Below are 12,682 nucleotides of genomic sequence, written 5' to 3'. Positions count from 1 at the left end.
CGGAGGAATGCCCCGGCATTGCGCCGGTGGCAAGGCTGGAGCCTCCGGCGGGGATATTTGCGCCAGTATGAAAGGCTATGCGAGGCCTGCGGCTTCCATCAGGGCCTGCGCCTGTGACGCGGCGAGGCGGTCGCGGCCGGCGCCTTCGACGGGGATGCGGCTGGGTTCGAAGAACAGCGGCGCGGCGAGGGGGGTGACGCGGGGAAGGCGGATCAGGGTGATGTTGTCGCCGATGCGGGCGAGGAGTTGTTCGATGCGGGAGAAGTCGATCAGGCCGCGCAGGGCTTCCTCGCGGGTGATCCGCAGGAGGAGGTGGTCGGGGTCGTAGCGGCGCAGCGTGTCGTAGAGGATGTCGGAGGAGAAGGTCGCCTGCCGCCCGGTCTTGCGGCGGCCCTGGTGGCTGCGTTCGATCAGGCCGGCGATGATCGCGGTGTCGCGGAAGGTGCGTTTCATCACCGCATTGCCGGCGAGCCAGGCGTCGAGACCCTCGCGCAGGGTTTCGAGGTCGAAGAGGGGGCCGGGATCGGTGACGGGCTCGAGGCCCCAGATCAGCGTGGCATAGTCGGTGGCGACGAAGCCGAGGGGGGCAAGGCCCTGGGATTCCATCTGTTTCGTGACCAGAAGGCCGAGGGTCTGCTGGGCGTTCCGGCCGGCGAAGCCGTAGATCACCAGATGCTCGCGGCCGTCATGGGGGAAGCTTTCGAGGAGGAGGGAGCGGGGGTCGGGGAGGCGCGAGACCTCGCGCTGGAGGCTTAGCCAGGCGGCGGTGTGGGCGGGGAGGCCGGGCCAGCTTTCCTGTTGGAAGATCTGGAGAATCCGGTCGGCGAGGAGGGTGGAGGTGGCGAATTTGGTGCCGGAGAAGACGGCGATCTTCGGCTCGCGGCCGGGGGTCTTCGAGACCTCGACCGTCATTTCGCGCAAGCTTTCGTAGCGGACGACCTGGCCGCCGATCAGGAAGGTATCGCCGGGGGTGAGGGAGGCGGCGAAGCTTTCCTCGACCTCGCCCAGGGGCGCGCCGTGGTTGCGGAGGCGGACTTTCAGGGTCTCGATGTCGATGATCGTGCCGAGGTTCTGGCGGATCAGCGCCGCGGCGCGGGGGTCGCGAAGGTGCCATTTACCATTCGTTAACTTCAATCTCTGCCAGCGGTCATAGGCTTTCAGCGCATAGCCGCCGGTGGCGGCGAAATCGAGGCAGGCGTCGAATTCCTGTTTGGTCAGAAGGGCATAGGGACCGGCGGTGAGGACCTCGGCATAGAGGTCCCCGGCATCGAACGGCCCGGCGCAGGCCGTGGCGAGGATGTGCTGGCAGAGGACGTCGCGCGGGCCGGGGCCGCGGGGTTCGCCGTCCAGGTCATGGTCGCGGACGGCGTCGAGGGCGGCCTGGCATTCCACCACCTCGAAGCGGTTCGCCGGGACGAGGAGGGCCTTGGAAGGGGCGTTGTAGCGGTGGTTGGCACGGCCGATCCTTTGCACCAGGCGTTTCACGTTCTTCGGCGCGCCGACCTGGATCACCAGGTCCACGTCGCCCCAGTCGATGCCAAGGTCGAGCGAGCCGGTGCAGACGACGGCGCGCAGGGCGCCGGTGGTCATCGCCTGTTCGACGCGTTCCCTTTGCTCGCGGGAAAGCGAGCCGTGGTGGATGCCGATGGGCAGGTCCTGCGTGTTCTGTAGCCAGAGGTCGTGAAAGAAAAGCTCTGCCTGCGCGCGGGTGTTGTGGAAGATCAGCGTGGTCCTGTGGCGGGTGATCTCGTTCAGGATGGCGGGGATGGCGTAGCGACCGCCGCCGCCGGACCAGGGGGGCGGGGTCTCGGTTTCCAGCATGGAAATGTCGGGGTCGGGGCCGGGGTCGGCTTCGAGGATCGTCGTCCGGGGGCTGAGGAAGCGGGCGAGGGCGGGCGGGTTTTCCACGGTGGCGGAAAGGCCGATGCGGCGGAGGGCCGGGTTCAGGCTTTGCAGGCGGGCGATCTGGAGGACGAGCTGGTCGCCACGTTTGCTCTCGGCCAGGGCGTGGAGTTCGTCGATGATAACCCTTTGTAATCCCGCGAAGATGCGGGGTGCGTCCTCGTAGGAGAGGAGGAGGGCGAGGCTTTCCGGCGTGGTCAGCAGGATATGCGGCGGGTCGGCGCGCTGGCGGCGGCGCTGGCTGTAGGAGGTGTCGCCGGTGCGGTCCTCGACCCGGATCTTCAGGCCCGCGCCTTCGATGGGGCGGCCAAGGTTGCGGCGGATGTCGGCGGTAAGCGCCTTCAAGGGGGAGACGTAGAGGGTGTGGAGGCCGGGGGGCGGATTCGGGCCGAGTTCGGCGAGCGTGGGCAGGAAACCGGCAAGGGTCTTGCCGCCGCCGGTCGGCGCGATGAGGAGGGTGGCGGGATCGCCGCTGCGCGCCAGCATCGCCTGCTGGTGCGGGTGGAGCGTCCAGCCTTTTGCGGCGAACCAGTCGGAGAGGGCGGGCGGGAGTGTCGTCATGGGCAAGAGATAATGCGGCGGTCGGGGGTCGGGAACGGGGCGCGGCGCGCGCTGTGGTAACCGTCTGATCCGGTTGCGGATTTTGGTGCTGCGATCCGTCTGCCGCCTGTCTGGCATCCGTATGGCAGGGGGCTGGCAGGGGGTTTGGGCCGGGCCGTGTTAACCATGGGGGCGAATCGGCGTTGGGCGCTGGAAGGCGGGTGCGGCGGCGCGGCGAAGAATTTTCGGCGAAAATTCTTCTTTGCGGGCGGTTTTCCCGAGGCGGGCGGCGAAAAGCGGGAGCTTGGGCTTTTCCGCGAAATTTCTTCCCGCCGGACCGCCAATTCGCTTGCCCGGACCCGGCCCCGCGCCTAATCCGAGCGCATGAGACTGCTTTTTCTGGGTGATGTCGTCGGCCGCTCGGGCCGGGCGGCGGTGATCGAGAGGCTGCCGGGGCTCCGGCAGGCCTGGGGGCTGGATTTCGTCGTGGTGAACGGCGAGAACGCGAGCCAGGGGGCCGGGATCACCGGCGACCATGCCAGGGAGCTGCTGGCGGCGGGGGCGGATTGCCTGACGCTGGGCGACCATGCCTTCGACCAGAAGGACATGCTGAGCTTCATCGAGCAGGAACCGCGGATCGTGCGGCCGCTGAACTTCTCCAAGGTCGCGCCGGGCAGGGGGTTCCGGGTGTTCGAGGCGACGCAGGGGCGCAAGGTCCTGGTGGCCCAGGCGCTGGGCCAGGTGTTCATGAAGCGGCCCTTCGACGACCCGTTCAGCGCCTTGGAGCAGGTGCTGAAGGCGCATACCTTGGGCGGCGTGGTGCAGGCGGCGGTGGTCGATTTCCATGCCGAGGCGACCAGCGAGAAGATGGGGATGGGGCATTGGTGCGACGGGATGGCGTCGCTGGTCGTCGGAACGCATACCCATGTCCCGACCAGTGACACGATGATCCTGGGCAAGGGGACGGCCTATCAGTCCGACGCGGGCATGTGCGGCGATTATGACAGCGTGATCGGGATGGAGAAGCTGGAGCCCTTGCGCCGCTTCCTGACCGGGATGGCGAAGGGGCGGTTCGAGCCGGCGAACGGCGAGGCGACGCTGTCGGGGGTCTTTGTCGAGACCGACGACAGGACCGGGCTGGCGCAGAAGGTGCGGATGATCCGGGTCGGCGGGCGTTTGCAGGAGGCGACCCCATGAGCCTGCGGCGGGCGGTCTGATGTTCGGCCTTTCGGTTCCCGCGGAAGCGGCGCCCTGGGTCGCGATGGCGATCCTGGCGATGATGTTCCTGCTTTTCGTGCTGGAGCGCACGCCGGTCGAGGTCACGGCCATCGGTGGCGCGGCGCTGATGCTGGTGCTGGGCATCCTGCCGGTGAAGGAGGCGACCGGGGTCCTGTCCAACCCCGCCCCCTGGACCATCGCGCTGATGTTCCTGGTGATGGGCGGGCTGGTCCGGACCGGCGCGGTCGAGGCGGTGATCAGCGCGCTGGGGCGGCATGCGGGGGACCGGCCGAAGACGACGGTGGTTGTGCTGATCGGCGCGATCGCGCTGGCATCGGCCTTCATGAACAACACGCCGCTGGTCGCGGTGATGATCCCGGTGGTGATCCAGCTGGCGGTGAAGATCGGGACTTCGCCCTCCAAGCTGCTGATCCCGCTGAGTTACATGACGGTGCTGGGGGGGATGATCACGCTGATCGGCACCTCGACCAACCTTCTGGTGGACGGGGTGGCGGTGAAGCAGGGGCTGGAGCATTTCAGCCTGTTCGAGATCGCGCCGCTGGGGATCGCGGTGACGCTGGCGGGGGGGCTGTTCCTGGCGCTGTTCGGCAACCGGCTGCTGCCGGTGCGGCAGTCGATGGGGGTGCTGCTGAACGACCGGCGGAAGATGAAGTTCTTCACCGAGGTCGCGGTGCCCGAGGACAGCCCGCTGATCGGCCAGCAGGTGATGGCGGTGGACATCTTCAAGCGCGAGGGCGTGCGGGTGATCGACGTCTTGCGCGGCGATGCGAGCCTGCGGCGCGACCTGCAGCCGGTGGTGCTGGAGGCGGGCGACCGGGTGGTGCTGCGCACCGAGATGACCGAGCTTCTGGGCCTGCAGGGCCGCAAGGATGTGCGGCTGGTCGACAAGCTCTCGTCGGTCAAGACCGAGACGGTCGAGGTGCTGATCGGCCCCGGCTGCCGGATGGAGGGGCAGCGGCTGGGCGACCTGCGGCTGCGGCGGCGCTATGGCGTCTATGTGCTGGCGGTGCACCGGCGCAACCAGAACATCGGGCGGCAGCTGGACGACCTGATCGTGCGGGTGGGCGATACGCTGCTGCTGGAGGGCAGCGTCGAGGATATCCAGCGGATCGCGGCGGACATGGAGCTGGTGGACGTCAGCCGCCCGCGCGCCATGCCGTTCCGGCGCCGGAAGGCCCCGATCGCGCTGGCGGCGCTGGCGCTGATCGTGGTGGTCTCGGCGCTGGACCTGGCGCCGATCCTGCCCCTGGCGCTGATCGCGGTGGCGGTGATCCTGGTGACGCATTGCGTGGACAGCGACGAGGCGTTCAGCTTCGTGGACGGCCGGCTTCTGGCGATGATCTTCGCCATGCTGGCGGTGGGCGAGGGGCTGGACCAGTCGGGCGCGGTGGGGATGATCGTGGACGGCGTGGCGCCCTGGCTGGAGGGGCTGGGCCCCTTCGTGCTGATCCTGTCGGTCTATTTCATCGGGCTGGTGCTGACCGAGTTCCTGTCGAACAATGCGGTGGCGGTGATCTATACCCCGGTCGCGATCCAGCTGGCCGAACGGCTGGGCCATGACCCGCGGCCCTTCGTGGTGGCGGTGATGTTCTCGGCGACCTTGGCTTTTGCGACCCCGGTGGGGTATCAGACGAACATGATGGTCTACGGGCCGGGGGGCTATCGCTTCTCGGACTTTGCCCGGGTCGGGATTCCGCTGAACATCATCGTGATGCTGGTCAGTTGCGCGCTGATCCCGCTGATCTGGCCGCTGTAAGGGGAGGTGCCGATGCGCTGGATGCCGGGGGTTCTGCTGCTGGGGGGCTGCGTGGCCCTGCCGCTCGCGCCGGCGCCGCAGGAGGCGCGGCTGTCGGACCGGGAGCTGGTGCTGGTGCTGTCGGACGGGACCGCCTGCCGGGCGGATTGGGCCGCCGCGGGCGGGGCGGGCCGGTTCGAGGATTGCGGGCCGGGCTTTTCCTATGCCGTCGAGGTGATGGAGAATCCGAATCCGCTGCGGCAGGTCGTCCAGGCGTTGGCGGGCGAGGGCGCGCTGGCGCCGATGGCGCGGGTGGTGATCACCGATGCGGCGGGACGGGCGCATGTCTTCGCCTCGCCCCCGCGGCGGGAGCCCGAGCGCGACTGAGGCGCTTGCCCTTGCCGCATTCGCGGGTGTAGAGGGCAGCATCACCGAATTGGGACCGAGGGGACGGCCATGGCAGGCCATTCGAAATGGGCGAACATCCAGCATCGCAAGGGCAAGCAGGACAAGCTGCGCTCGAAGGCGTTTTCCAAGCTGTCGAAGGAAATCACCGTCGCGGCCAAGATGGGGATGCCCGACCCCGACATGAACCCGCGCCTGCGGCTGGCGATCAAGGCGGCGAAGGCCGTGTCGATGCCGAAGGACGTGATCGACCGGGCGATCAAGAAAAGCCAGATGGGCGACGGGGCGGATTACACCGAGATCCGCTATGAGGGCTATGGCGTGAACGGGATCGCGATCATCGTCGAGGCGATGACCGACAACCTGAACCGCACCGCCTCGAACGTGCGCAGCTACTTCACCAAATGCGGCGGGAACCTCGGGACCACCGGCTCGGTCGCGCACAGCTTCGACCGGGTGGGGGAGATCACCTATCCGGCGGACGTGGGTTCGGCGGATGACGTGATGATGGCGGCGCTGGATGCGGGCGCGGAGGACGTGGAATCGGACGAGGACGGCCACTGGATCTATTGCCAGGTGGAGAACCTGTCCGAAGTCTCGGACGCGCTGGAGAAGGCGCTGGGGGAATCGACCGAGTCCAAGCTGGTCTGGAAGCCGCAGACCCGGACCGAGGTCGACCTGGAGACCGCGCAGAAGCTGATGCGGCTGATCGACCTGTTGGAAGAGGACGACGATGTGCAGACCGTGACGCACAACTTCGACGTCCCCGAGGATGTGGCCGCGCAGCTTTGAGGAAGGTGCGCTGTAGCGCACCCTACGCCGGTTGCGATCCGGGGGCCGGGACTGCGGCGTCGGGGCCGCTGCACCGGGGTCCCGGCGCAGCTTGATCCGGGCCGCCCCTTGCAATGTGCCGCCGGAAGGCGCATGTGCGGGGGGCAGAGTTTCCTTTCCTTCGTCTTCTGTCTGCTTCGGCCTTCAGCTTCGATCGTGACGACACTTGGGCCGGGCCACCGCAACCTGCGGGTGGCAATTTTGACAGGAGATCTCACGATGGCCAATGGCACCGTGAAATGGTTCAACGCAACCAAGGGTTTCGGCTTCATCGCGCCGCAGGGCGGGTCGAAGGACGTGTTCGTCCACATCACCGCGCTGGAGCGCGCGGGCATCCGCTCGCTGCCCGATGGGCAGGCCGTGACCTATGACGTCGAGCAGGACCGCAACGGCCGGGAATCGGCCGTGAACCTGGCGCTGGCGTAAGCTTTTCCTTCGGGAACCGGGAACGGGGGTGGCGAAAGCCGCCCCCGTTTTCATTTCTGCACCAGCATTGCCGCGGCAGCCCGGCGCAGGGCCTCGGTCAGCGGGCGGAGCGGGGCGGCGGCGAGGCGGGTGAACTGCCAGTAGAGCGCGACGTCGAGGGGGGTGTCGGGCAGAAGCTCGACCAGGCTGCCCTTTGCGAGGTGGGGGGCGACCAGGGGCTCGGGGTTCATGCCCCAGCCGAGGCCCGCGAGGCAGGCGTCGACGAAGGCCTGGGACGAGGCCATGCGGTGCGTCGGCAGCGCCTCGCGTCCCGGTCGCAGGTATTGCGCGGCCCAGCGGGCTTGCAGCCGGTCCTTGTCGGAGAAGGTGAGCGCGGGCGCGCGGGCGAGGGCCTCGGCGGTGACGCCCTGCGGAAACCAGCGGTCGAGGTAGGCGGGCGCGGCGGTGGCGCGGTAGCGCAGGGCGCCGAGCGGGAGCGTGTCGCAGCCTTGCAGCGGGCCGTTGTGGGCGGTGATGGCGGCCAGGACCTCGCCGCGCCGGAGCCAGTCCTGGCTGTGGTCCTGGTCGTCGATCACGAGGTCGAAGAGGAAGCCCCGGGTTGCGGCCAGGGCCGGGAGGATCCAGGTCGCGAGGCTGTCGGCGTTGACGGCGATCCTGAGCGTCGCGGGGCCGGGGGCGAGGCCGAGGTCAAGCGCGAGGCTGCGTTCGAGCAGCGCGATCTCGTCATGGTGGCGGATCAGGCGCAGGCCGGTCGCGGTGGCCTCGCAGGGTTGGCCGCGGCGGATCAGGAGGGTGCCGGTCGCCTCCTCCAGCGCCTTGATGCGCTGCGAGATGGCGGAGGGGGTGACGTGCAGTTCGGCCGCCGCAAGGTCAAAGGCGCCGCGGCGGTGGACGGCGGTGAGGGCGGCGAGCTGGGCGGGATCGAGCATAAGCGATGCTTCATCGGCGACAGAAGGATTAACTGGATTGATGCCGGGCCCCGTCCTATCGGTCAAGCCGCAAGCGGAGGGCGGGAATGATCGAGGCGGCGGTGAACGGTTATCTGGTGGCGCTGAGCCTGATCCTGGCGATCGGGGCGCAGAATGCCTTTGTCCTGCGGCAGGGGCTGCGGCGCGAACATGTGGCGGCGGTGGTGGCGGTCTGCGCCTTGTCGGATGCGGTGCTGATCGCGGCCGGCGTGGCGGGGTTCGGCACGCTTTCGGCGCGGCTGCCGTGGTTCGGCGCGGCGATGCGCTGGCTGGGGGTGGGGTTCCTGCTGGTCTATGGGGCCTTGCGCTTTCGGGCGGCGTCGCAGGGGGGCGAGGCGTTGCGGCCCGCGGCGACGGGGGCGGCCCCGCTGGGAAAGGTGTTGGCGACCTGCCTGGTGCTGACCTGGGCCAATCCGCATGTCTATCTGGATACGGTGGTGCTGATCGGCTCGATCTCGGCGCAACATGCGCCGCATCAGGCGGTGTTCGGCGTGGCGGCGGCCTGTGCCAGCCTGAGTTTCTTCACCGCGCTGGGCTTTGGCGCGCGGCTTCTGGCGCCGGTCTTCGCGCGCCCGGTGGCCTGGGTCTGGCTGGAGCTGGGCGTGGGGCTGGTGATGTGGGCGATCGCGGCGGGGCTGGCGCTTGGCGGGTGATCCGTTTGCGCCGGAGGATGGTCGGCCGCCGCGGTGCGCTGTAGCGCACCCTACGGCGGGGGATGGCGATCGGGTCACGCTGCGGGGACTTCCGCCAAAGGGCGTTGCCATTGCGCGCGGCTTGGGGTTCTGTGCCGCCATGCGCGCGCTGACCGATCTTGGCCGCCCCGTCGAGGGGGTTCTGTGGATGCTGGCCACCACGCTTGCCTTTGTCGGCGTGAACGGGATCGTCCGGCACCTGGGGACCGAGCTGCCGGCGGCGCAGTCGGCCTTCATCCGCTTCGGCTTTGGCCTGGTCTTCCTGGCCCCGGCGCTGTGGACGATGCGCGGGGTGCGGCTGCCCGAGGGGATCTGGCGGCTGTTCCTGTGGCGTGGCGCGCTGCATGTCGCGGCGGTGATCTTCTGGTTCTGGGCCATGGCGCGGGTGCCGGTGGCCGAGATGGCGGCGATCGGTTTCCTGAACCCGGTGATCGTGCTGGTGATCGCGGGGCTTCTGCTGGGCGAGGGGCTGGGGAAGGGGCGCGTCGTCTCGGTCCTGGTGGCGCTGGCGGGGGCGCTGGTCGTGCTGCGGCCGGGGCTGCGCGAGATCTCGGACGGGCATCTGTCGCAGCTGGCGGCGACGGTCTGCTTTGCGGTGAGCTATATCTTCGCCAAGCGGCTGAGCGGGATGGCCCCGCCCTCGGTGGTGGTGGCGGTGCTGTCGGTGACGGTCTCGCTGGGGCTGGCGCCGGTGGCGATCTGGGTCTGGCAGCCGGTGAGCGGGGTGCAGCTGGCCTGGCTGGCGGTGGTGGCCGGGCTGGCGACGCTGGGGCATTACACGATGACGCGGGCCTTCCGGGCGGCGCCGCTGGCGGTGACGCAGCCGGTCACCTTCCTGCAGATCCTCTGGGCGACGGCCCTGGGCGCGCTGGTCTTCGGCGAGGCGGTGGACGGTTTCGTGATCCTGGGCGGCGCGCTGATCGTGGGCGCGGTGAGCCTGAACACCTGGGCCGAGGCGCGCCGGGGCCGGATCCCGCCGCAGCCCGAACCCTGACCCCGCGCGCTCAGGCCCGGTTGTAGCGGATGAAGGGCGAGACCCTGGCGATCCGGTCGTAAAGCTGCCGCGCCTCGGTGTTGAAGTCCTGCGTCAGCCAGTAGACGCCGGGCGCCCCGGCGGCATCGGCGCGGGCATAGACCGCCTCGATCAGGGCGCGGCCAAGGCCGGTGCCGCGGGCCTCGGGGGCGACGAAGAGGTCCTGCAGATAGCAGACGTTCTCGATCCGCCAGCAATGCCGGTGGAACAGGTAATGCGCGAGGCCCATCGGGCGGCCATCCACCTCGGCGATCAGGGCCGAGAAATCCTGCGGGTCGTCGCCAAGGAGCCGGGCGAAGGTCGAGGCATAGACCGCCTCGGGGACCGAGGTCTGGTAGAAGTCGAGATAGCCGGTCCAGAGGCGGCGCCAGTCGGCCTCGTCATCGGGGCGGAGGGGGCGGATCGTGAGGGGCATGGGGCGCGGTCCTTTCAGGCTGCGCCGCAGGATGGGGCAGGGCAACGGGCTTGGCAAGCGTCCGGAAATCCTGACTATGGCGGGCCGGCGGCGGCGTGGAAAAGCTGCGGCGGAAAAGGGGACGGAATGGGAGCGGCCTTGCAGGCACGGTGGAGCCTTGCGCTTCTGGGGGCGCTGGGTGGCGCGCTGATCTGGGCATTGGGCGAGGCCGTCCCGCGCGGGATCCTGGACGACCGGCTGGCCCTGGCGCTGCATGCGGCGGTGGCGAGCTTCGTCCTTGCGGCGCTGGCCATGGCGGGCCCGATGGGCCTGGCGCGCGCGGCCGCCCGCGCCCTGGGGCCGGGGGTGCTGACGGGCGGCCTGGTCGGGCTGGTCGCCTTGCGCTTCGCCTCGGCCGAGGAGGTCTTTGCGGTCCCGATGCATCTTCTGGCGGCGCTGACCGTCGCCAGCCTTCCGGTGCCCTTCCTGATCGCGGCCGCCCGTCCGGGCTGGCGCGACTATCCCGCGCTGTTCGAGGAAGCCTGGTCCATCGTCATCCGCCTTGCCGCCGCGCTGGCCTTCACGCTGCTGGTCTGGATCCTGGTCCTGCTGTCGGACCAGGTGCTGCGCATCGTCGGGATCGGCCTCTTGTCGCAGCTGCTGGAAAGCCGGCTGGCGGTCCGGACGCTGGTCGGGGCGACGCTGGGCCTTGGCATGGCCGTGGTCTGGGAACTGGCGGGACCGATCGCGCCGCAACTGGTGCTGCGGCTGTTGCGGCTCTTGTTGCCGGTGGTGCTGGCGGTGATGCTGGTGTTCCTTCTTGCCCTGTCGCTGCGCGGGTTCGAGCGGCTGGTGCTGGGGCTGTCGCGGGCGGGGCTGCTTTTGTCCATGGTCGCGGCCGGGGTGGCGCTGGTGGCGGTGGCGGTGGACCGCAGCGATGCCGAGGCGGCGCAGGGCCGGGCGATCCGCTGGGCGGCGCTGGGCATGGCGCTGGTCCTGCCGCTGGTCGCGGGGCTGGCGCTCTGGGCGCTGTGGCTGCGGGTCGGGCAATATGGCTGGACGCCCGAACGGCTGTTCCTGGCGCTGGGGGCGCTGATCGGGCTGGGCTACGGGCTGACCTATGCGATCGCGGTCCTGCGCGGGGCGGGCTGGATGGCGCGCATCCGGCGCGGCAACGTCGGGATGGCGCTGGCGGTGATCGCGGCCGCGGCTTTGTGGCTGACGCCTCTGTTCAACGCCGAGGCGATCGCGGCGCGGAGCCAGGTGGAACGGTTCCTTGCGGGCCGGACCGGGGTGGCGGATCTGGACCTCTGGGCATTCCGCCGCTGGGGCAGGCCGGGTGCTGCGGCGCTGGCGCGGCTGGAGAAACTGGCGGCCGAGCCGGGGAACGAGGCGCTGGCGGCGCGGCTGCGCGGCGACGACGATCCCCTGGGCACGGAACGCGCCGAGGCGCTGGCCGGGCTGACCGCGATCCTGCCGCTGCAGCCGCCGACCGCCACCGGCACGCGCGACATGATCCTTGCCGCGGCCGAGCCCTACCGGCTGCGCGACTGGGCCGGGGTCTGCGCCCGCAAGCTTGAGACCGGGCAGCCCGCCTGCGTCATGGTGGTGGCCGATCTTCTGCCGGCGATCCCCGGCGAGGAGGCGATCCTGGTGCTGGAACGCAGCTCCGGCGCGGCCGAGGCCATCGGCCTATACCCGAATGCGGACGGCTATCTGACCGAGCGTCCGGTGGCGCGGCCGGATCAGGGCTATCTGCCGGGCGAGGCGGCGGCGGAGCTATTGCGCGCGGCGCAGGCGGCGCCGCTGGCGCTGACCCCGGCCGAGATCAACCAGTTGGGCACCGGCGCGACGGGGGTGCTGATCCTGCCCTGAGACGGAGGGCAGTTTGTTAACACCTGCCGGCTAGTCTGGGCGCGAAAGGTGACGAAGGGACGTTCATGGATGCGCTGATGCTGCGGTTCCTGCAGGGCTATGTCCGCGGCACGTTCGGCGTTCCGGTCTGGCAGACGATCTGCCGCCGCGCCGACGTGCCGGTCGAGACGTTCGAGCCCATGTTGCGCTATGCGCCGGGCCTGGCCGATCAGGTCGCGGCCCAGGCCGCGGCCGTCCTCGGCCGTCCGGTCGAGACCATATGGGAGGATCTGGGCACCTATCTGGTCACCAGCCCCGGCCACGAGGGCGTGCGCCGCCTGTTGCGCTTTGGCGGCATCGGCTATGCCGACTTTCTGCATTCGCTGGAGGAGCTGCCGGGCCGGGCGCGGCTGGCCCTGCCTGACCTCGACCTGCCGGAGATCCGCCTGACCGAGATCGCGCCCGACCGCTTCGTGCTGGAGTGCGGGGCGGGCTTGCGCGGCACGATCCGGGTGCTGGTGGGGATGCTGACCGCGATGGCGGATGATTTCGGCACGCTCTGCCTGATCGAGGCCGAGGGCGAGGGCCGCATCGCCATCCGCATCCTCGACCGCGCCCATGCCGCCGCGCGGCCCTTCGACCTCGCCCTGCCGGAGGGGTAGG

12 protein-coding genes are annotated in these 12,682 nt (G+C 69.8%); 9 read left to right on the top strand and 3 right to left on the bottom strand.

Annotated features, from left to right (window positions below):
- Window positions 1-75: 75 nt before the first annotated feature.
- Window positions 76-2,463, bottom strand: coding sequence for a ligase-associated DNA damage response DEXH box helicase (locus tag ACE3UA_RS03550; protein ID WP_374642577.1), 2,388 nt, complete (start codon window positions 2,461-2,463; stop codon window positions 76-78).
- Window positions 2,464-2,826: 363 nt separating this feature from the next.
- Here ACE3UA_RS03550 and ACE3UA_RS03545 point away from each other — a divergent pair, with 363 nt between their 5' ends.
- From ACE3UA_RS03545 to ACE3UA_RS03525, 5 genes are all read left to right on the top strand, one after another.
- Window positions 2,827-3,639, top strand: coding sequence for a TIGR00282 family metallophosphoesterase (locus tag ACE3UA_RS03545; RefSeq protein ID WP_374642575.1), 813 nt, complete (start codon window positions 2,827-2,829; stop codon window positions 3,637-3,639).
- Between the two features lie 19 nt (window positions 3,640-3,658).
- Window positions 3,659-5,437, top strand: a complete 1,779-nt coding sequence (locus ACE3UA_RS03540; RefSeq protein ID WP_374642570.1) for an SLC13 family permease — start codon at window positions 3,659-3,661, stop codon at window positions 5,435-5,437.
- 12 nt (window positions 5,438-5,449) lie between these two features.
- Window positions 5,450-5,803 (top strand): hypothetical protein, encoded by a 354-nt coding sequence (locus ACE3UA_RS03535; protein WP_374642568.1) that lies wholly within the window; start codon window positions 5,450-5,452, stop codon window positions 5,801-5,803.
- A 69-nt stretch (window positions 5,804-5,872) separates the two neighbouring features.
- Window positions 5,873-6,613: a YebC/PmpR family DNA-binding transcriptional regulator gene (locus ACE3UA_RS03530; protein WP_374642566.1), complete on the top strand. Its 741-nt coding sequence runs from the start codon at window positions 5,873-5,875 to the stop codon at window positions 6,611-6,613.
- Between the two features lie 258 nt (window positions 6,614-6,871).
- Window positions 6,872-7,078, top strand: a complete 207-nt coding sequence (locus ACE3UA_RS03525) for a cold-shock protein (RefSeq protein ID WP_197647075.1) — start codon at window positions 6,872-6,874, stop codon at window positions 7,076-7,078.
- Between the two features lie 50 nt (window positions 7,079-7,128).
- Here ACE3UA_RS03525 and ACE3UA_RS03520 read toward each other — a convergent pair whose 3' ends face one another.
- A complete protein-coding gene (locus ACE3UA_RS03520; protein ID WP_374642563.1) occupies window positions 7,129-8,007 on the bottom strand; it encodes a LysR family transcriptional regulator ArgP in 879 nt (292 codons plus the stop codon).
- An 86-nt stretch (window positions 8,008-8,093) separates the two neighbouring features.
- Between ACE3UA_RS03520 and ACE3UA_RS03515 the strand changes: the two genes are divergently transcribed.
- Together ACE3UA_RS03515 and ACE3UA_RS03510 are read left to right on the top strand one after the other, a co-directional pair.
- Window positions 8,094-8,699, top strand: coding sequence for a LysE/ArgO family amino acid transporter (locus ACE3UA_RS03515; RefSeq protein WP_374642561.1), 606 nt, complete (start codon window positions 8,094-8,096; stop codon window positions 8,697-8,699).
- A gap of 139 nt (window positions 8,700-8,838) precedes the next feature.
- Entirely contained in the window at window positions 8,839-9,732 is an 894-nt protein-coding gene (locus tag ACE3UA_RS03510) for a DMT family transporter (RefSeq protein ID WP_374642559.1), read from the top strand.
- A 10-nt stretch (window positions 9,733-9,742) separates the two neighbouring features.
- Here ACE3UA_RS03510 and ACE3UA_RS03505 read toward each other — a convergent pair whose 3' ends face one another.
- Window positions 9,743-10,186 carry an N-acetyltransferase family protein gene (locus tag ACE3UA_RS03505; RefSeq protein ID WP_374642557.1) on the bottom strand — a complete coding sequence of 148 codons (444 nt, stop codon included), beginning with the start codon at window positions 10,184-10,186 and terminating at the stop codon, window positions 9,743-9,745.
- 126 nt (window positions 10,187-10,312) lie between these two features.
- Here ACE3UA_RS03505 and ACE3UA_RS03500 point away from each other — a divergent pair, with 126 nt between their 5' ends.
- Window positions 10,313-12,040: a DUF4153 domain-containing protein gene (locus tag ACE3UA_RS03500; protein ID WP_374642555.1), complete on the top strand. Its 1,728-nt coding sequence runs from the start codon at window positions 10,313-10,315 to the stop codon at window positions 12,038-12,040.
- 77 nt (window positions 12,041-12,117) lie between these two features.
- Window positions 12,118-12,681, top strand: coding sequence for a heme NO-binding domain-containing protein (locus ACE3UA_RS03495; protein ID WP_374642553.1), 564 nt, complete (start codon window positions 12,118-12,120; stop codon window positions 12,679-12,681).
- The last annotated feature ends 1 nt before the right edge of the window (window position 12,682 follow it).

Source organism: Tabrizicola sp. (assembly GCF_041919135.1).
Classification (GTDB): Bacteria; Pseudomonadota; Alphaproteobacteria; order Rhodobacterales; family Rhodobacteraceae; genus Tabrizicola.
Note: the sequence above shows the minus strand (reverse complement) of the source record. Positions and strands in the feature narration are given on the sequence as shown.

What these genes read in the sequence shown, in the direction of transcription:
- ACE3UA_RS03550 (WP_374642577.1), bottom strand. Translation starts at nt 2,463, where the DNA reads ATGACGACACTCCCGCCCGCCCTCTCCGACTGGTTCGCCGCAAAAGGC.
- ACE3UA_RS03545 (WP_374642575.1), top strand. Translation starts at nt 2,827, where the DNA reads ATGAGACTGCTTTTTCTGGGTGATGTCGTCGGCCGCTCGGGCCGGGCG.
- ACE3UA_RS03540 (WP_374642570.1), top strand. Translation starts at nt 3,659, where the DNA reads ATGTTCGGCCTTTCGGTTCCCGCGGAAGCGGCGCCCTGGGTCGCGATG.
- ACE3UA_RS03535 (WP_374642568.1), top strand. Translation starts at nt 5,450, where the DNA reads ATGCGCTGGATGCCGGGGGTTCTGCTGCTGGGGGGCTGCGTGGCCCTG.
- ACE3UA_RS03530 (WP_374642566.1), top strand. Translation starts at nt 5,873, where the DNA reads ATGGCAGGCCATTCGAAATGGGCGAACATCCAGCATCGCAAGGGCAAG.
- ACE3UA_RS03525 (WP_197647075.1), top strand. Translation starts at nt 6,872, where the DNA reads ATGGCCAATGGCACCGTGAAATGGTTCAACGCAACCAAGGGTTTCGGC.
- ACE3UA_RS03520 (WP_374642563.1), bottom strand. Translation starts at nt 8,007, where the DNA reads ATGCTCGATCCCGCCCAGCTCGCCGCCCTCACCGCCGTCCACCGCCGC.
- ACE3UA_RS03515 (WP_374642561.1), top strand. Translation starts at nt 8,094, where the DNA reads ATGATCGAGGCGGCGGTGAACGGTTATCTGGTGGCGCTGAGCCTGATC.
- ACE3UA_RS03510 (WP_374642559.1), top strand. Translation starts at nt 8,839, where the DNA reads ATGCGCGCGCTGACCGATCTTGGCCGCCCCGTCGAGGGGGTTCTGTGG.
- ACE3UA_RS03505 (WP_374642557.1), bottom strand. Translation starts at nt 10,186, where the DNA reads ATGCCCCTCACGATCCGCCCCCTCCGCCCCGATGACGAGGCCGACTGG.
- ACE3UA_RS03500 (WP_374642555.1), top strand. Translation starts at nt 10,313, where the DNA reads ATGGGAGCGGCCTTGCAGGCACGGTGGAGCCTTGCGCTTCTGGGGGCG.
- ACE3UA_RS03495 (WP_374642553.1), top strand. Translation starts at nt 12,118, where the DNA reads ATGCTGCGGTTCCTGCAGGGCTATGTCCGCGGCACGTTCGGCGTTCCG.